This window comes from Burkholderia sp. AU31652 (assembly GCF_002223155.1).
Lineage (GTDB): Bacteria > Pseudomonadota > Gammaproteobacteria > Burkholderiales > Burkholderiaceae > Burkholderia.
Map to the genome: position 1 here is coordinate 2545568 of NZ_NKFG01000005.1, position 19226 is coordinate 2564793.

15 protein-coding genes are annotated in these 19226 nt (G+C 66.9%); 3 read left to right on the forward strand and 12 right to left on the reverse strand.

The features are described 5' to 3' along the window. Window positions 1-3 precede the first annotated feature (3 nt). Complete coding sequence (locus CFB40_RS28960; protein WP_089433116.1) at window positions 4-372, forward strand: YbjQ family protein; 369 nt, start codon at window positions 4-6, stop codon at window positions 370-372. Between the two features lie 58 nt (window positions 373-430). Here the strand turns inward: CFB40_RS28960 and CFB40_RS28965 are convergent, their stop codons facing one another. The 5 genes from CFB40_RS28965 to betC form a co-directional block, all read right to left on the reverse strand. Further along, entirely contained in the window at window positions 431-1681 is a 1251-nt protein-coding gene (locus CFB40_RS28965) for an MFS transporter (RefSeq protein WP_089433346.1), read from the reverse strand. A gap of 227 nt (window positions 1682-1908) precedes the next feature. Next, window positions 1909-3321 (reverse strand): cysteine--tRNA ligase, encoded by a 1413-nt coding sequence (gene cysS, locus CFB40_RS28970; protein WP_089433117.1) that lies wholly within the window; start codon window positions 3319-3321, stop codon window positions 1909-1911. A 373-nt stretch (window positions 3322-3694) separates the two neighbouring features. After that, the gene (locus tag CFB40_RS28975) at window positions 3695-4834 is read right to left on the reverse strand and encodes a porin (protein WP_089426849.1); all 1140 of its coding nucleotides are present in this window, start codon (window positions 4832-4834) and stop codon (window positions 3695-3697) included. Window positions 4835-5093: 259 nt separating this feature from the next. Then, window positions 5094-6062, reverse strand: a complete 969-nt coding sequence (gene choX, locus CFB40_RS28980) for a choline ABC transporter substrate-binding protein (protein WP_089433118.1) — start codon at window positions 6060-6062, stop codon at window positions 5094-5096. 45 nt (window positions 6063-6107) lie between these two features. Next, window positions 6108-7643, reverse strand: coding sequence for a choline-sulfatase (betC, locus tag CFB40_RS28985; RefSeq protein WP_089433119.1), 1536 nt, complete (start codon window positions 7641-7643; stop codon window positions 6108-6110). A gap of 275 nt (window positions 7644-7918) precedes the next feature. On the opposite strand from betC, the gene CFB40_RS28995 reads away from it, so the two are divergent. Next, window positions 7919-8824: a choline sulfate utilization transcriptional regulator gene (locus CFB40_RS28995; protein WP_089426846.1), complete on the forward strand. Its 906-nt coding sequence runs from the start codon at window positions 7919-7921 to the stop codon at window positions 8822-8824. A 169-nt stretch (window positions 8825-8993) separates the two neighbouring features. Further along, window positions 8994-9878, forward strand: coding sequence for a formyltetrahydrofolate deformylase (gene purU, locus CFB40_RS29000; protein ID WP_089433120.1), 885 nt, complete (start codon window positions 8994-8996; stop codon window positions 9876-9878). A 152-nt stretch (window positions 9879-10030) separates the two neighbouring features. Here purU and CFB40_RS29005 read toward each other — a convergent pair whose 3' ends face one another. The 7 genes from CFB40_RS29005 to CFB40_RS29035 all read right to left on the reverse strand — a co-directional run bounded on the left by CFB40_RS29005 (window position 10031) and on the right by CFB40_RS29035 (window position 19223). Further along, window positions 10031-11686, reverse strand: coding sequence for an APC family permease (locus CFB40_RS29005; protein ID WP_089426844.1), 1656 nt, complete (start codon window positions 11684-11686; stop codon window positions 10031-10033). 179 nt (window positions 11687-11865) lie between these two features. Beyond that, on the reverse strand, window positions 11866-12729 hold the full coding sequence (locus tag CFB40_RS29010) for a glycine betaine ABC transporter substrate-binding protein (RefSeq protein ID WP_089426843.1): 864 nt from the start codon (window positions 12727-12729) through the stop codon (window positions 11866-11868). A 134-nt stretch (window positions 12730-12863) separates the two neighbouring features. After that, window positions 12864-14018 carry a hybrid-cluster NAD(P)-dependent oxidoreductase gene (locus CFB40_RS29015; protein WP_089426842.1) on the reverse strand — a complete coding sequence of 385 codons (1155 nt, stop codon included), beginning with the start codon at window positions 14016-14018 and terminating at the stop codon, window positions 12864-12866. Window positions 14019-14047: 29 nt separating this feature from the next. Further along, on the reverse strand, window positions 14048-15289 hold the full coding sequence (locus tag CFB40_RS29020) for an aromatic ring-hydroxylating oxygenase subunit alpha (RefSeq protein WP_089426841.1): 1242 nt from the start codon (window positions 15287-15289) through the stop codon (window positions 14048-14050). A gap of 52 nt (window positions 15290-15341) precedes the next feature. Then, on the reverse strand, window positions 15342-16127 hold the full coding sequence (locus CFB40_RS29025) for an electron transfer flavoprotein subunit beta/FixA family protein (protein ID WP_089433121.1): 786 nt from the start codon (window positions 16125-16127) through the stop codon (window positions 15342-15344). Continuing rightward, complete coding sequence (locus CFB40_RS29030; protein WP_089433122.1) at window positions 16124-17293, reverse strand: electron transfer flavoprotein subunit alpha/FixB family protein; 1170 nt, start codon at window positions 17291-17293, stop codon at window positions 16124-16126. Before CFB40_RS29030 ends, CFB40_RS29025 begins: the two co-directional genes overlap by 4 nt. Before the next feature lie 4 nt (window positions 17294-17297). After that, window positions 17298-19223 carry a (Fe-S)-binding protein gene (locus CFB40_RS29035; protein ID WP_089426838.1) on the reverse strand — a complete coding sequence of 642 codons (1926 nt, stop codon included), beginning with the start codon at window positions 19221-19223 and terminating at the stop codon, window positions 17298-17300. Window positions 19224-19226: the final 3 nt, after the last annotated feature.

Genomic DNA, 19226 nt, shown 5'->3' on the forward strand with positions numbered 1-19226 from the left:
GCCATGACCGATATCTCCCGCTCGTTCGACGATCTCACGCCCGAACGCGTCACGACCGCATTCGACCTGCCCGGCCACTCGACCGTCCGCTCGCTCGGCGTCGCACAGGGGATCATCGTGCGCTCGCGCTCGATCGTCGGCTCGTTCGGCGCGTCGCTGCAAACCCTCTTCGGCGGCAACATCACGCTGTATACGTCACTGTGCGAGAAGGCGCGCCAGCAAGCGTTCGACAAAATGCTCGGCGACGCGCGCAAGCTCGGCGCGAATGCGATCGTCGCGATGCGCTACGACTCGACCGAGATCGGGGCGGGCGTCACGGAAGTCATCTGCTACGGCACGGCCGTGCGGGTCGCGCGCGACGCCGGCGCCTGACCGTCAACCGTTACGCGCCGGCCACCCACACGATCGCAAAAACGGCGTCGGTATTGCCTCAGCGCTCTCGTTCCAGCGAAGTCATGTTTCGCAGTTGCGGGAACAACCGCATCCACGTGAGCGCGACCGCAATCGTCGCGGCGCCACCCACGACGATCGCCGCCGGCGCGCCCCACCATGCGGCCGTCACGCCCGACTCGAATTCGCCGAGCTGGTTCGACGTACCGATGAACAGCGAATTGACCGCGCTCACGCGCCCGAGCATGTCGTCGGGCGTACGCAGTTGCACGAGCGACAGCCGCACGACGACGCTGACGACGTCCGACGCGCCGAGCGCGGCCAGCGCCACGAGCGACAGCGCGAAGTGCCGCGACAACCCGAACACGATCGTCGCGATGCCGAATGCGATTACGCCGCCGAACATCGCGCGGCCCGGCCGCCCCTTCAGCGGGAACCGCGTGAGCCACAGCGTGCCCGCGAGCGCGCCGACCGCAGGCGCCGCACGCAGCGCGCCGAGCCCCCACGGGCCGACCTGCAGGATGTCGCGCGCGTAGATCGGCAGCAGCGCGGTCGCGCCGCCGAACAACACCGCGAACAGGTCGAGCGACAGCGCACCGAGAATCGCCGGCTCGCGCCGGATGAACGCGATGCCCGAAAACACCGAGCGCAGCGTGACCGGCTCGCGGGCGGGCGGTGCGCTGCGCAACGGAATCGTGCCGCTCAGCACCGCCGCGATCGCGAATGCAACGACGCTCGTGCCGAACGCGGCGGGCGCGCCCACGCCATACAGCAGCCCGCCGAACGCGGGCCCGAGGATCTGCGCGGCCTGGTTCGCGGACGTCGACAGCGCGGTTGCGCGCGGCAGGTCGGTACGCGGCACGACGGCCGGCAGCAGCGACGACACCGACGGCGACTCGAACGCGCGGGCCGTGCCGACGATCGCCGCGAGCGCATACACAGCCGGTGCGGCCAGCCACCCTTGCGTGGCGCCGAGCAGGAACACGCCGGCGGCCAGCGCCTCGACGCCCTGGCAGATCGTCGCGATGCGTCGACGATCGTAGCGGTCGGCCACCTGCCCGACGACGAGCGTCAGCGCGAACATCGGCACGAACTGCGCGAGGCCGACGAGACCGAGCGCGAACGCGCTGTGCGTGAGCGCGTAGACGTACCAGCCGATGGCAACCGACAGGATCTGGAAAGCCAGGGAAGACATGACGCGCGTGCCCCAGAAACGCTGGAACGGGACATGGCGGAACAGGTTGGCGGGTAACGGGGATAAAGGGCTGGGGTCGGGCACGGAGTCGGTCATCGAGGTCTCGGCGGTCGGCGCTGCGCGCCGGTACCGTTCGAGAAACGACGGCGCACGCCGACGCGTGCGCGCGACAACGGTGCCGACGCGGCCAAAGCGCGATGATATGCCAACCGCGAAAAACGGGCCGCAGGTGTGGGTGCCGACGATTCCGGCGGCCACGCCGATCGCGGCCGCCGGGTCGATGCCCGGCTACAGGATCTTCCGATGCAGGCGGCCCGCGCGCTTTACTGCGGCAGGCCACCTGTATCGCTCGAACCCATCGCGATGCCGAACAGACGTTGCCCTTCCGGCGTGTCCTCGACTCTCCAGCCCTCTGCGCTCAATGCTGCCCGGATCCGGTCGGCTTGTGCCCAGTCCTTGTCCGCCCGCGCGCGCTCGCGCTCACCGAGCAACCCGCGGACATGTTCCGGAACGTCGAACGCAACCGGCCGCCATTCGCGCAACCCGAGGCCCAGCACCGAGTCGAAGCTGTCGACGGTCGCCTTCAGCGTTGCAGGCGGCAGGTTGCTCCTGACCAGATCCCACAGCACCGCGAGCGCCCTCGGCAGGTTCAGGTCCTCGTTCACTTCGGCATCGAAGCGGGCCGCGAAATCCGCATCGACCCGCCCGCCGTCCGGCCAGCCGGCATGGAGGTGCCGCAGTCGATTCAGCGCGGTGTGCGCCGCGTCGAGCGACGCCCACGTGAAATGCAGCTTGCTTCGATAATGGGCCGTCAGGCACAGGTAGCGGTACGCGAGCGGATCGACACCGCGGCTCTGCAAGGTCTGCAGACGAACGAAGTCGCCGCTCGACTTCGACATCTTCGTATCGGCGTCGAGCGTCAGGAAGTGCCCGTGCATCCAGTAGTTCGCGAGCTGCGTGCCGTGGGCCGCCCGCGTCTGCGCGATCTCGTTGCTGTGATGCACGGCGATATGATCCTCGCCGCCGCAATGGATATCGAACAACGTCCCGAGATACTTCGCCGACATCGCCGAGCATTCGATATGCCAGCCTGGAAAGCCGCGCCCCCACGGGCTGTCCCATTCCATTTGCCGCTTGACGCCGGCCGGGCTGAACTTCCACAACGCAAAATCCGTGATGCTCCGCTTTCCGCCCAATGCCACCCGCTTGCCCGCCTGCAACCCCGCGCGGTCCAGCCGCGCGAGATACCCGTAGTCGTCCTGCCGACTGGTGTCGAAGTAGAGGCCGTCGTCCGTCCGATAGACGTAGCCGGCCCGGTCAAGCGTATCGATGAACGCGATCTGTTCGGCGATGTGATCGGTGGCGCGGCACCACACCGTCGGCTCGAGCAGGTTGAGCGCGTGCCAGTCCCGGACGAACGCGTCGGTGTAGCGCCGCGCGATGGCCCATGCCGATTCGCCGGTCCGACGGCTGCCCTTCTCCATCTTGTCTTCGCCTTCGTCCGCATCCGACGTCAGATGGCCGACGTCGGTGATATTGACGACGTGCCGAACCGCGTAGCCGTTGCGCTCCAGTACGCGGCGCAGGAGGTCCTCGAACACGTAGGTTCTCAGGTTGCCGATGTGGGCATCGTCGTAGACCGTCGGGCCGCAGCAATACATGCCGACCTGCCCGGCCCGGATAGGCGTGAAGGAGCGCACGGTACGCGACCAGGTGTCATACAGCGCAAGCGGCATCGAGTTTCTCCGTCTGGAAAGTGTCGGCCCAAAAACAAAAAGGCCGCCTGTCTTGCATCACAGGCGGCCGGAAGGCGATTGCTTGAATGTTCAGCGAATTCGCTAGACGCAACGTCCCCCTGGCATGTTCTGACAACATGCATCGATGAACGAGGAGGGGGAAATGGCGCGATTCAGCATGCGGACGATGCTAGCGCCTATAGACGGCAATGGTCAATACCATCCGAGCGCTGCTCCCCCGGTGGGGGCCAGGCTGCCGGCACGGGACGGACGGCTTTCGTGCCCGCTCACGGCGGCAAAAAAAAGCGCGAACCGAGGTTCGCGCCAAAGAGAGACCGCTCGCTGAAGACGTCGCTGCCCCACCCCATCCCGCTCAGAACGAATGCCGCATCCCGATCCGCACGTCGGCCTGCGTCTGCGTCGTCGACGGCGTGAAGCTGTAGCCGATCACCGCATCGACGCCTTGCGACGCGCGCAGGTAATCGCCGGAGATGTAGATGTCGGTGCGCTTCGACAGCAGGTAGTGCAGGCCGGCCGTGCCCTGGTTCCAGTGGTGGCCTTCGAAGCGCGTGTGCTGGTAGCCCGCGATGAGGCTCAGCGCCGGCGTGAACTGGTACAGGCCGCCGCCTTCGTACACCTGCATGTGCGACGACTGGCCGAAGCCCTTGATCGTCGTGTACGAGTAGTTGGCGTCGAGCGTCAGCTTGCCGATCGTGTAGCTGGTGCCGATGCCGAACGTGCCCTGGCTGTCGACGTCCATCGCGGTGTTCGAGAACAGGTCGGTGCGGGCGCCGGTTGCCGGATCGACGGTGACGGTCTGCTGGCCGAGGAACGTATGCGTGCCGATCATCGCGTACGGGTCGAACGCATAGATGCCGTTCGGGTTGTTCAGGCGCGTGTACGCGGCGCCGATCGAGAAGTCGCCCTTCGTGAAGCTCGCGCCCGCGCTCCATGCGCTGTTGCGGTGGAAGTTGCCCGCGACGTTGCCGAACGAGTACATCGCGCCGAACTTGAAGCCGCTCAGGTCGTTCGACAGGAACTTCACCGAGTTCGGCAGGCGGTCGCCGTTGAAGCGGTCGAAGTCGCCCTGGTGGATCGCATAGCCGCTGCCCCACGCGGAGATGTTGTAGATCGAGACGAGCTCGTTCGTGATGTCGAGCTGGTTGCCGAACGACAGCGTGCCCCAGTCGTTCTGCAGGCCGACATACGCCTGGCGGCCGAACTCCGCGCCGCCGAAGCCGAGTTGCCCGTTGCCGAGGTGGAAGCCGCTCTCGAGCGTGAACACGGCCTTCAGGCCGCCGCCGAGATCTTCCGTGCCCTTGAGGCCGAAGCGGTTCCCGTACGCGACGCCGTCGTCGAACTTGACCACGTGCGAGCCGCCCGTGTTGTTCACGTACGTGATGCCGGCGTCGAGAATCCCGTACAGCGTCACGCTGCTTTGCGCATGGCCAATGGCGGGAATACAGGCCGCGCATGCAAGCGCGGCGGCTACGGCAACTTTCGTATGCTTCATTATCGACCACCCTCCCTGAACCGTTCGATGGATAGAATCTCGTCCCGGCGCGTGCCGCGATGCGCCGGTGGATTCGATTTCGGTACGCCCGCTGGCTTTGGTATTTCGTTTTCCGCAATAACGCAGCCATTGGCGAAAAATACAAACCCATATTTCGGGTCACCCGTCTGAAGGCGACACTAAATGGTCACGATGCGACGGATCGGGAAAACACGTAGACAGGCGGCACGGTAAAAACCGGCCGCCGGAAGGGAGGAAATCAGCGGCCGTCGAGGGCCGCGCGCACGGCCGGCAGGCCCGGTGCGCCGGCCGCCGTCGTCACGCCGTCGAGCCAGCCGGCGACCAGCGCCGGGTCGGCCTTCAGCGCATGCTGCGCCGCGAGCGCGGCCGACGTCTTGTGGTCGAGCATGTCGGCGATCATCCGGTTCTCGACGTCGACGGAGAACGTCATCTGCCGGAACAGCCTGGCGAGGTTCGTGCACTGGCCGGCGAACCCGGCACGCGTGACCGTATTGACCGTCGCACCGCCGTAGTTCGGGCCGAAATACGCATCGCCGCCCGACAGGTAGGTCAGGTGGAACTTCGTGTTCATCAGGTGCGGCTCCCACGCGAGAAACACGATCCAGCGCTTGTCGCGCACCGCGCGCTCGACCTGCGTGAGCATGCCCGTCTCGCTCGATTCGACGAGCGACCAGTTCGCGGCCCCGAGCGCATGGTCGGACAGCAGCCGCTTGATGTTCTGGTTCGCGGGCGCGCCGGGCTCGATCCCGTAGATCTTGCCGCCGAAGCGGTCCGCATAGCGCGCGAGATCGGCGAACGTATGCACGCCGGCAGCCGCCACGTAATCGGGCACCGCGAGCGTGAATTTCGCGCCGCTCAGGTTCGCGTGCAGCACGTCGATCGATTTCTCGTCGACGAACGGCTTCACGAGCGGCGCCTGCGCGGGCATCCAGTTGCCGAGGAACACGTCGACCTGCCCTTTCTTGAGCCCCTGGTACGTGATCGGCACCGACAGGTTCGCCACGTCCTGCCGATAGCCGAGCGCCTTCAGCACGACGCCCGCCATCGCGTTCGTCGCATCGATGTCGGTCCAGCCGGGCGCCGCCATCTTCACGTCGCTGCACGTCTGCGGGTCGGCCGCGTGCGCGGCCTGCGTCGTCATCAGGCACGCGGCGGCGGCGAGCGCCGCGCCGATCCTTCGGATTGCTGCATTGCGTTGCCGTTTCATGGTTCGCTTCCTCCGTCGTTCTTCAATGATCACGATGCGGTACGCTCAGCGCCCGACTCGCGGAAACCGCGCCATCGCCTCGAGCGTGTCGAGTTCGATGTGATTGCGCATGTAGCGCTGGCTCGCGTCGGTGAACGGCTGCCAGTCCCACGCCTGAATGCGGCCCTGCGTCGTGGCCGCGTAATGGAAGCGCCGGCGCCGCTGGCTCGCGCGCACCTGCCGGTCCAGCTCGGGCAGGTTCCAGCGCTGCGCGGCTTGCGCGCGGAACGCGGCAAGCACGTCGGCCGCTTCCGGCGTGTCGGCCAGGTTCGTCAGCTCGCGCGGGTCGTCCGACAGGTTGTACAGCTGGTCGGGATCGAGCGGGCAATGCACGTACTTCCAGTCGCCGCTGCGGATCATCACGACCGGCGCAACCGCGCCTTCCGCCAGATATTCGCCGAGCGCGACGTCGTGCGCCGGCGTGCCGTGCAGGTGCGGCACCAGGCTCGCGCCATCGACCGGGTCGGGCCAGCCGCCGGCCGGCGCGGCGCCGGCGAGGTCGACGAGCGTCGGCAGCAGGTCGACGTGCGACACGGGCCCGCGCACGCGCGCGGCGTCGAAGCGGCCCGGCGCATGCACGATCAGCGGCACGCGGCAGCCGCCTTCGAAGAACGTCATCTTGTACCAGAGCCCGCGTTCGCCAAGCATGTCGCCGTGGTCGGACGTGACGATCACGATCGTATCGTCGGCGAATCCGCATTGTTCGAGCGCGGCCAGCACGCTGCCGAACTGAGCGTCGACGTAGGACGTCGCGCCGTAGTAAGCGCGGCGCGCGGCGCGGATCTGCGCATCGGTGGGCGGCGTGCGGTCGTTCTCGCAGACGAAGCGCAGCCGCTGCGAATGCGGGTCGCTTTCGGCCGCATCGAGGTACACGGCCGGCATGTCGATGTCGTCGTCGCGGTACAGATCCCAGTAGTCGCGCGTGATCGCATACGGGTCGTGCGGATGGGTCAGCGACACGACCATGCAGAACGGCCGCGCATCGTGCCCGGCCGCGCGCTCGCGCGCGACGTCGTACAGCTTCTGCTTCGCGGCGAACGTGACCTCGTCGTCGAAATCGAGCTGGTTCGTGCGCACGCACGGGCCGGCCTCCAGCACCGAACTCATGTTGTGATACCAGCTCGGCCGCTCGGTCGGACTGTCCCAGTCGGGCACCCAGCCGAAATCGGCCGGATAGATGTCGGTCGTGAGGCGCTCCTCGAAGCCGTGCAGCTGGTCGGGCCCGCAGAAATGCATCTTGCCGGACAGCATCGTCCGGTAGCCGCCCGCGCGCAGGTAGTGCGCGAAGGTCAGCGTTTGCGCCGGCAATTCGGCGGCGTTATCGTAGGCGCCGATCCCCGACGGCAGCTTGCCCGTCAGCAGCGAGAAGCGCGACGGCGCGCACAGCGGGCTCGCGCAGTACGCGGCGTCGAACACCACGCCTTGCGCGGCGAGACGGTCCAGCGTCGGCGTGCGCGCGACGCGATTGCCGTAAGCCGGCAGCGCGAACGGCGTGAGCTGGTCGGCCATCAGGATCAGGATGTTGGGTGTCGGGTTCGTCATCGGCTGTCGTGGGGAAAACGGTGTTCGAATGGACCGGCGCGCCGCTCGCGCAGCGGGACGTCCGGCATGACGGAAGCGGCTCGACGAAAGTGCCGCACGGGCGGGCCGCGCTGGCTAGAATCGCGGAATGCGTGGCGCGGCGCCCGTGAAGCAGGCTTTGAAGCGGGCTTTGAAGCAGGCCGCGAAGCGCAGGTACCGCACCGTCCGAAGCACTATCGCCCGCCCGAATTCGCGCGGGTAGGCGTCCGGCCCTTATGGGGCCATTAGAGAGACTTATGTCGAAATCCGAACCGTTACCGTCGATGCAGGCGCTGCGCGCGTTCGAATCGGCCGCCCGGCTCGCGAGCTTCACGGCCGCAGCGCGCGAGCTCGGCTCCACCCAGCCGGCCGTGAGCCAGCAGGTGTTCCAGCTCGAAGCCGAACTGGGCGTGCCGCTGTTCGAGCGCAGCCCGCGCGGTGTCACGCTGACGGCCGACGGCGAGTGCCTGTACGAAGCCGTGCGGCTGAGCCTCGACACGCTGCGCGGCGCGACCGCGACCCTGCGCGCGCGCCGCGAGCACGGCGCGCTCACGATCGTCACCGACTTCGGCTTCGCGACCTACTGGCTGATGCCCCGCCTGGCCGGGCTGAAGCGCGTGATGCCGGATGTCGACGTGCGCGTCGTCACGTCACAGGATTACGACGCGCAGCGCGACCACGGCGACATCGCGATCCTGTTCGGCGACGGCCACTGGCCATCGTGCACCGCCGCGCGACTCTTTCCGGAATCGGTCACGCCTGTCTGCTCGCCCGCGTTCCGTGACGCGCACCCGCACGTCGCGCGGGCCGAGCACCTGCCGGCCCTGCCGTTGCTGCACGTGCAGCCGACGCGCCCCGAGCGCTGGCTGTCGTGGTCCGGCTGGTTCGACGCGCACGGCCTCGATACGGCCGTCGCCGCGCGCGGCGTGACCTTCAACAGCTACGCGCTCGTGATCCATGCGGCGCTGCTCGGCGAGGGCGTCGCGCTCGGCTGGTCGCCGCTCGTCGACGAACTCGTCGCGTCGGGGCAGCTCGTGAAGCTCGTCGACGCGCCGGTCGTCACGTCGCGCGGCTACTTCCTGGTGCGGCCGCCGCAGCGGCCCGAGCCGGACGCGACCCACGTGTTCCGGCGCTGGCTGCTCGACGCGTGCGCGAGCGCGTGACGGGCGCCCCCTGCCCCCGCGTGCTGGCGCGCCGATACCAGCCACACGGCGCGTTGGTTCTATCCGCCCCGAAATCGTCCTGATTTACTTGAGCCTCCCGCAACCCGCGCGGCGCGGCGCTTTCGTGCGCCGCCGCACGGACGTGCGCCCATGCCATCCGAGGAATCTCATGACCGCCGAGCACCGCCCCGATCAATTCGTCCTGACACTGTCGTGCGCGAGCGCGGCCGGCCAGGTCGCCGCCGTCGTCGGCTTTCTCGATCGCCATCGCTGCTATGTCGATGCGCTGAACGTGTTCGACGACGATCTCAGCAACCGCTTCTTCGTGCGCTGCGTCTTTCATCCGACGGATGAAACGCTGCAGATCGATGCGCTGCGCCACGAATTCGCACCGATCGCGGCCAGCCTCGGCGGCCAGCAAGGCGACATGCAGTGGGCCATCCACGACGTGAACGCCCGGCCCAAGGTGCTGATCATGGTGTCGAAGCTCGAGCACTGCCTCGCGGACCTGCTGTTCCGCTGGCGGATGGGCGAGCTGAAGATGGACATCGTCGGCATCGTGTCGAACCATCCCGACTTCGAGCCGCTCGCCGCGCAGCACGGGCTGCCGTTCCGCCACTTCCCGATCACGGCCGAGACGAAGGCGCAGCAGGAAGCGCAGTGGCTCGACTTCTTCGAATCGAGCGGCGCCGAACTCGTGATCCTCGCGCGCTACATGCAGGTGCTGTCGCAAGAAACCAGCGCGAAGCTCGCGAACCGCGCGATCAACATCCATCATTCGTTCCTGCCCGGCTTCAAGGGCGCGAAGCCGTATCACCAGGCGCACGCGCGCGGCGTGAAGCTGATCGGCGCGACCGCGCACTTCGTCACCGACGATCTCGACGAAGGCCCGATCATCGAGCAGGTCGTCGAGCGCGTCGATCATGCGCTGCGGCCGGAGCAGTTGCTTGCGGTCGGGCGTGATGTCGAATCGCTCACGCTCGCACGCGCGGTGAAGGCGTTCATCGAGCGGCGCGTGTTCCTGAACGGGGACCGGACGGTGGTGTTTCCGTAAGCGAAAAGGCGTCGCGTTCGGCACGCGGCAGAAACGAGAAAGGCTCGACCGGTAGGTACCGGTCGAGCCTTTTTTGTCGCCGCGATGCGCCACGCGACGCTCCGGGTGCGGTTTCCGGAGCCGCCGCGCGCCGCAGCGCGTGCGCTACCGCGTCACTTTACCCACGCGAAGTAATACGACAGCCAGATCGTCAGCCCCGCGCCAACCAGCGCAACGTAAGGCATCAGGTTCAGCCACATCGCGCGCTTCGGCACTTCGAGCTCCATGTCGCGCTGCATCTGCGCGGGGAACCGGCCGCGGTCCTGCCAGTAATGGCGGAACAGGAACACCGGCACGATCAGCAGCATCGCGATCAGCCCGTTGCGCAGCGTGCCGTCGCCCTGCAGGTTCGCACCGGCGCCGACATAGACGAGGTTCGCATACCCGCAGATCGCGCCGCCGACGAGCAGCCACGTCGGGCAGCGGAACGGCCGATCCCAGTTGCCGCGATCCATCCGGTGGATCCAGCCCGACTGAAGATTCAGGAATACGAACAGCATGTAGCAGACGTTCGAGATCGACAGCACCGTCATGTAGTCCGACATCATCAGCAACACGAGGTTGAAGCCGAGATCGGTCCACATCGCGCGCGTGGGCGAGCCGTGCTCATTCACGTGCGACAGGTACTTCGGCAGCCAGCCGTCGACCGATGCCTGGTACAGCGTACGCGACGAGCCCATCATCGACGTCATCACGATCAGCAGGATCGACAGCATCAGCATCACGACGACCGCATTCGCGACCCACGCGCCACCGCCGACGATCTTGGCCATCGCGGCCGCGACGCCGGTGCCGTCGCCGATCGACGGATCGAGCATCGCCTGCGTGCCGAGCGCGCCCTGGAACGCCATCGGCACGAGCGTCATCACGACGAGGCACAGTGCGCCCGACCAGAAGATCGCCTTGGCGGTATCGCGACGCGGGTCACGGAATTCACGCGTGTAGCAGACGGCCGTCTCGAAGCCATACGACGCCCAGCCGGCCATGAACATCGCACCGAGCGCCATCGTGACGCCTTGCCCGTTCCACGAGCCGAACGTCGCGGCCGTGAGATTGCCGTGCGCGTCGTGACCGAGCGGCAGCAGCGGGAGCAGGTTCGACATCGGCACGTCGCCCGTGACGAACGGCACGATGCCGACGATCAACAGCGGCGTGAGCGACGCGATGCCAAGAATGCGCTGCGTACGCGCAGCCTTCGATGCACCGCTGTGCTGAAGCTTGAACGTAATGAGAAGCAGGATCGTCGCGATGATGAACGTCGCATTGATCCGCAGGGACAGACCCGGCTTGATGAACCCGAGATCCGCAACCTTGAGCTGCCAGTGCAGCACCGCCGCGTCGGCGGGAAAGAGACTCGTGAGCGCATAGCTCGCCGCGAGGCCGCAGCCGAGCGCGAGCATCGGCGACCACGCGAGCCAGTTGCACCACACGGAAACCGGGGCAATCAGCTTGCTGTAACGGACCCAGCCGATCGCGCCATATACGGACGCGCCGCCCGATTTATGGGGAAATAGCCCCGATATTTCCGCATAAGTCGCGCTTTGAACCAGCCCCATCGTGATCGCGGCGATCCAGATCGCCCACGCGGGCTGGCCGATCGTCGCGCATACGCCGCCGATCGTGAACAGCACGCCTGCCGGCACGCCGCTCGTTACCCAAAAAGCGTCTTTCCAAGTCAGGCCACGATGCAGCGTGTGGCCCGGCGAATCATGTGAGATGGTTGCCTCAACATCACTGGTGCGATTCGCACGCAGTCCTGCCTGACTCATCCAATTCCTCCTGTGATGACTCCGCACAAGGGCGCTAGTGTAACAACTTACGCACTTTTCTGCAGAATCAAAAAAATAATTCCGGGATAAGGTCGTGTCGCAGTGCAATTATTTCGCATTACTACCGACCTTTCCCGGACTGTCTCTTCATCTAGTTATCGAGGCGATTCACTGCCGGCTTACTGCACGCCTTCCGTCCATGCATTCACGCGATCCGCATGGGCTGCAATCCACGCATCGGCGGCTGCTTCCGGCTTCGAGCCGTTCTGGATCGCCAGCATCACGCTGTCGATTTCACCCGGCTTCCACTGGAATTTCTTCAGGAACGCGACCACCGGCTTCGCCTTCGTTTCGAGCCCCGGATTCACGACGCTGTCGACGTGCTCCGCGCCGCCGAACACCTTCTTCGGATCCTCGAGGAAGCGCAGCTTCCACTTCGCGAACATCCAGTGCGGCGCCCAGCCCGTCACGATCACCGGCTTGCTCGCATTGACCGAACGCGACAGCTCGGCCGTCATCGCGCTGCCCGAGCTCGGCATCAGCGTGTAGTTCAGCCCGTAGCTCTTGATCGCGTCGTCGGTCTTGCGCATCACGCCTGCACCGGCATCGATGCCGACGATCCGGCCGCCGAAGCTGCCCTTCTCCGCGTTCAGGTCGTCGATGCTCTTCGCCTTCACGTAGGCGGGCACGATCAGGCCGATCTTTGCATCCGGGAAATTCGCGCCGAGGTCGACGACCTTGGCCTTGTATTCATCCCAGTACGAGCCGTGCGTGACCGGCAGCCACGCGGACAGCGTCGCATCGAGATCACCGCGCGCGACGCCCTGCCACATGATCCCGGCAGCGACCGGCACGAGCTTCACTTCATAGCCGAGCTTCTTCTCGATCACGCGCGCCGCGACGTTCGACGTCGCCACGCTGTCGTCCCAGCCTTCGACGTAACCGATCTTCAGCGTGGGCTTCGTATCGGCAAGTGCGGACGCGCTCAGCGCCACCATGGCCGACAGTGCGCCGGTCCACAACAGTTTTCCGAACAGCTTCATGGTCGATCTCCTTGATATGCGCACCGTGCGCGTTGCCTCTCTAGGTTCTTCAACCACAAATCCGCGGTATCGTTGTTTTCCGACGGATGCTTGTCCGGACGCGACGCGCCCGGGCAGCCGATGGCGTGTTGCGACTACTTGTCGATCACGAGATCCGACAGCGGCTTGCTGCAGCACAGCAGCACCATCCCCTGGTCGATCTCGCGCTGGCGGATGCCGCCGTTGTGCTTCATTTCAACCTGCCCCGACACGAGCTTCACCTTGCAGGTGCCGCACATGCCCTGCGTGCACGAGGCCGGCAGCCGCACGCCCGACTGGCGCGCCGCATCCAGCACGTGCTGCTCCGAGCCGCACGAAATCTCGCGATTGCTCTTGGCGAAGCTGACCGTGTACTGCTTCGTTGCGGTGTCGGTGTCGGCGCCGTCGGCCAGCGGGGCGAGATCGGCGAGCAATTCGTCGCTTGCGGTTTCGGCAAGCGTTTCGAACGAGAAGCTTTCCTCGTGATACTGCTTGCGATCGAAGCCGGCTTCGTCGAGCAGGTCGCGCACGGCCTTCATGTACGGCGCGGGGCCGCACGTGAAGATTTCGCGCTCCATGAAATCCGGTGCGATCAGCTTCAGCAGCGGCAGCGTCAGGAAGCCCGTGACGCCCGGCCAGTTGGTGCGGGCGCCGACGCGCTCGACGACGAACGACGTGCGGAAATTCGTGTGGTTCGACGCGATCAGGTCGAGCTCGCGCGCGAAGATGATGTCGTCCGGCGTGCGCGCGCTGTGCACGAACAGGATGTCGCGATCCTCGGCGAGATCATGATGCGCGCGGCTCATCGACATCAGCGGCGTGACGCCCGAGCCGGCCGACAGGAACAGGTACTTGCGCGCCGGATGCCGCGCGCACGTGAATTCGCCGGCCGGGCCGAGCACGCGCACCGCGGCGCCCGGCTGCAGGTTGTCGTGCAGCCAGTTCGACACCTTGCCGCCCGGCACGCGCTTCACCGTGATCGACACCGTGTGCGGCCGCGCGGGCGACGACGAGATCGTGTAGCAGCGATTGATCGTTTCGCCGTCGATGTCGAGCTCGAGCGTGAGGAACTGCCCGGGCTCAAACGAGAACGAGCGGCCTTGCGGCGAACGGAAGAAGAAACTCTTCACGTCGTGCGTTTCCTGCCGCACGTGGCAGCACACCAGCGTTTCCTCGACGTCGCTCGTCCAGCGCTCGGGAAGGGCGTTCCAGAACGCCGGGCGCGTCACCCGGCTGTCCGTCGGCTCGAAGTTGGCCGCATCTCGCATCATGTCTTGCTCCGCTTGTCCGCTTCTGGGTACTACGCGCCGGTTTTTTCGGCGAGCCGGCCGATATACCAGGCCGAGAATTTTTCGACGAGACCTTCCGTGAACGGCGAATACGGGCCCGGCTCGTACGCGCTGCTGGTCGCGCCGCGCTGCGAGAATTCGACGAGCGCGCGATCCTGGTCGTTGGTCGCGTTCCACACGGCCGTGAGGTTCTTCACGTCGTAGTCGATGCCTTCCTTCGCGTCCTTGTGCACGAGCCACTTCGTGCGCACGAGCGTCTTGCCGGCCGACAGCGGGATCACCGAGAACGTCACGATGTGATCGCTCATGAAGTGGTGCCACGAGTTCGGCTGCGTCCAGAACGACAGCCCGCCGAGGTCGGCCTTGTCAAAGCCGCCGAGCAGCTTCTTCGATGCGACCTTCGCATCGAGCGTCTGCGATTCGCCGTGGCGATCGAGCGGCAGGCGCTGCGTGCGGAAGCCCGTCACGTCGAGCAGCTTCTCGATCTCCTCGGACGGCAGGCCCATCTCGGCCCACTCCTTGCCGCGCCGCACGCAGGTTTCCGCGAACGCGTCCATGCCTTCGGCGTTCGCGTCGGAGCGCTGGTAGCCGAAGCCGTATTCGTACAGCGAGATGGTGAGCTCCGGATGGTTCGCGACGCAGTGATAGCACTCGCGGTTGTTCTCCATCGTGAGCTTCCAGTTGCCTTCCTCGATGATGTCGACCTGCGCGGCGATCTTCGTGTTCGGCAGATCGTGCGGCAGCAGGTACGGCTCCATCTCGGCGCGCAGCTGCGCGAAGTCGGCGGGCGGCTCGTCGGCGAGGCAGACGAAGATCAGGCCCGCGAGGTTCTCGACGTGCACCGACTTCAGGCTGTGCTTGCAGCGGTCGAACTTCTCGCCCATGTGCTCGGCGAACATCAGCTGGCCCGTCAGGTTGTAGGTCCAGCTGTGGTACGGGCACACGATGTTGCCGACCGAGCCTTTGTCTTCATTGCACAGGCGCGCGCCGCGGTGACGGCACACGTTGTGGAACGCGCGGATCGCCATGTCGTCGTCGCGCACGATCAGGATCGAATCGCTCCCCAGTTCCACGGTCACGTAGTCGCCCGGCTCCGGAATGTCCGGCTCGACCGCCACCTGGATCCAGTGCTGGCGGAAAATCGCCTCCATGTCGAGCGCGAAGATGTCCTCGCTCGTGTAGAACGGCGCTTCGAGGCTGTGCCCTTCCTTGCGCCGCTCGATCAATGCACGAATGTCTGCCGATACTTTCATCGTTTGCTCCGGATTCCTTGCATCCCTGGGTTCTTGCCGACAGGCATCAAAATCAGTAGTCGATGAGCTGATGCTCGCGCAAATACGCGAGGATCACTTGTGCTTTTTCGACCGAACTCCCTTCATTTACGACGTTGCCGCCACGGCTTTCGGTCGTCGTCGCGGACAGCATCCGGGCATGCCCGGAGCGCTTCTCGGCAGCGACCAGCTTTACGGGTTTACGCTCGATCGGGCCGACCTTCCACGCGGCCGCGTCGGCGTCCGCGCCGGGCGCCGCGAGCGCCGGCCGGATCGCGCCGGCGCGCAGCCGCGCATACGCATAGCGCGGCTCGGCATTGGCAAGCGGATGGACGGCGACGACGGCCGGCAGCGCCGCGTCGACACGCCGCCGCAGCCCCTTCGGCAAAAATTGCCGGACGGCCACGCGACCGCCTTCGACCGTCACGTCGACGGCCGAACCCACCAGCGGATAGCCGAGCGCCGCGGCGACGCGATACGGCAGCATGCCGGTGTCGTACGCGCCCTCGGCGCGCGTGCCGGTCAGCACGAGGTCGTAGCCCTCGACACGTGCGGCGAGCGCATGCACGGCGTCGTCGCCGTCGCGGCAGGCCAGCACCTCGACCTCCCGGGCGCCGAGCGCGAGATATTCGGCAAGCGCCGCATTCGCGGGGTCGCCCGCATGGATCACGTCGAGCTTCGCGCGATGCCGCTCCGCGAGCTGGCGGCCGGTTTCGAGCGCGGCCGCGTCGTTGCGGCTATAGCGCGCGACACCGCTGACCGGATGGCGGCCGACGGACACGAGCACCGCGATGCGTTGCAACTGGCGGGGGGCGTTCATGCGGCGACTCCTTCCGGTTCACGGGTGCCGACCGCGGCCGGCGATTCGCCACGCGCGGCGCGCGCGGCCTGCACCTGTTCGATCAGTGCGGCGATCGTGCCCTGCGCGTCGCCGACCACCGTCAGGTTCGCGCGCTTCGCGATCGGCGCGCTGCCGTCGAGGTTCACCGCGATCACGTGGCGGCAATCCTTGATCCCCTGCAGGTGCTGCACCGCGCCCGAGATGCCGAACGCGATGTAGACGCTCGCCTCGACCGTCTTGCCGGTCGCACCGACCTGCTTGTCGCGCGTGAAGTGGCCGTTGTCGACCGCGACGCGGCTTGCGCCGATCGCCGCGCCGAATGCGCCGGCCAGCCGCTCGAACGCGCCGATGTCGGACACGCCGTTGCCGGCCGACACGATGAAATCGGCTTCCTCGAGCGCGACCTGGGCCGCGTCGATTTCGTCGAGGCCGAGATCGCGGTACGGTTGCGCGGCGTCGTGCGCCGGGCGGATGAAGTCGGCGGCCAGCCGTTCGCCCGCACCGACGAACGGCAGCTTCGCGTCGACCGCGTTCTGCGCGAGCAGGATCACATCGGGCAGCGCTCGGGTGGCAAACGCGCGCCCGGCCTGCGCATACGCGCCGACATGCTTCGCATCGATCTCGACGACGTGGGTCGCGACGCTCGCGCCGGCGGCCGCCGCGTAGCGCCGGCCGAGATCGCCGTCGCCCGTCGCGTTGTCGGGCACGAACACGTGTTTCGGTGCGAGCGCCGCCACGCAGGCCTGCAGCGCTTGCAATTCGCTTTCAGGGTCGAACGTACGCCGATCGAAGCCGGCGAGTTCCAGCAGCTTGTCGACGCCCAGTTCGGCCACGTCGTCCTTCAGCTCGCCGAACGCGAGCAGCGCGACTTCGGTCTGCGCATCGGCGAGCAATGCGGCGGCGGCGATCGCCTGCCGCGAATGATCGTCGAGCGCGCCGCGTTCACTGTGCGCGACCACCAGCATCACGTGCTTCGGATCCTGCACCGCGCGGCGCGGCTTCGCGGCCGCTGCGCCATGACCATGCGCGAACCCGTGCACGGCGTTCGCATCGGCGCTGCCTTCCTCGCCGAGCGTGATGCGCTTCAGGCCGGCGGCCGTGATGATGAACGGCCGGCGCGGATCGATTCGTTTGATCGTGTTCATCGATTCACTCCAGCGAGGCGGCAACGAGTTCGGCCACGTCGAGCACGTCGGGGCGCGGGCCCACGACGCCTTCGAGCATCGCCGTGCAGTTCGGGCAGGCAACCGCGACCACGTCCGCGCCGATCGTGCGGGCGTCGGCGATGCGGATGTCGGGAATGCGCTGCTTGCCGGGGATGTCGGTCAGCGGCGCACCGCCGCCACCGCCGCAGCAGCGGCCGCGCATGCCGTTGCGCTCCATCTCGACGACCTGGATGCCGATCGTCTTCAGCAGCTTGCGCGGCGCGTCCGTCTCGCCGTTGTAGCGGCCGAGGTAGCACGGATCGTGATACGTGGTCCGCTTGTCCTGCAGCGCTTCGACGGCCTTCGGCGCGATCTTGCCGCTGTCGGCCAATTCGGCGAGGAAGGTCGTGTGGTGCTTGACCGTCACGCGCAGCCCGAGCGCACGGTATTCGTTGCGCAGGCTGTGCATCACGTGCGGGTCGGCCGTCACGATCTGCTGGTACGACAGCGTGCCGAGCGTGCCGATCAGGCGCTTCGCCATCTGCTGGAACGTCGCTTCGTCGCCGAGCCGGCGGGCGACATCGCCCGTGTCGGTCTCGGTCGAACCGAGCACCGCGTAGTCGACACCCGCCTTGTTCAGCACCTTGACGAATGCGCGCAGCGTGCGCTGGTAGCGCATGTCGAACGCGCCTTCACCTGCAACGAACAGCACGTCGACCGGCTTGCCCGGTTGCGCGACCGGTGCGCTCAGGTCGACCGACCAGTCGTAGCGCGCGGCCGTGTCGTAGCCGCCCATCGTGCCCGTCTCGCGCAGGTTCGCGAGCACTTCCTGGCCCTTGCCCGGCACCGTGCCGTGCACGAGCGTGCGGTTGCGGCGCATGTCGACGATCGCATCGACGTGCTCGATCAGCATCGGGCATTCCTGCACGCACGCGCGGCAGGTGGTGCACGACCACAGCGTCTGCTCTTCGATCAGACCCGACACGATCGGGCCGTTCGGCTCGCCGCGATGCTGGCCGACCGCGAGGCCCGGCGACGGGCTGCCCGCGTACGCCGCATCGGTGCCGCCCGCCATCCCGACGACCAGATCCTGGATCAGCTTCTTCGGGTTCAGCGGCTGGCCCGACGCGAACGCGGGGCACGCGGCTTCGCACTTGCCGCACTGCACGCACGCGTCGAAGCTCAGCAGCTGGTTCCAGCGGAATTCGACCGGCTTCTCGACGCCGTACTCCTGATGCTCGATGTCCGGCAGCTTCAGCGCGGTCGGCGGCGTGGCCGTACCGTTGCCCGTGAACGAGTCGCGGGTGGCCGCGAAGCGTTCCTGGCGCGGGTGGAAGGCCAGGTGCAGGAGGCCTGCGATCGCATGCTTCATCGGGCCGCCCTTCGCGGCGCCGACCGTCATCGTGAAGGCGCCGACACCGATCAGCACGGCGCAGAGCACCGCGAACGCGCCCGACATCGCGCCGGTCGGCACCAGCATGAACAGCACGAGGCCGAGCGCGAACGAGCCGAGCAACCAGGGCAGCGTATTCCACGGGCCGCGCGACAGGCGGGCCGGCACGTCCTTGGCCGCACGCCGGCGCCACACGAACACCGCGCCGACCAGCATCGCGAGCGCCGCGAGGAAGATCAGCTTGTCGAGCCACGGCGAGTAGATCGCGAGGCCGTAGTTGATGAATACCAGCGCGAGCGCGCCGATCGCGCCGCCGGCCGTCGCGACGTGCGTCTTCGCGATGTACGGATCACGGGCGACCACGTGGTGCAGGTCGACGAAGTAGCGCTTCGGGATCGCGAACAGGTTCGCGACGCCGAACGAGCCGGGCGCGGTGGCCCGGCCCAGACGCCAGTAGGACGAGCGCTTCGCGACCGCGAATGCGAGCCCCGCCACCGACAGCCACAACAGGGCGGTAATGAGGAAGGACGGGTTCATCGT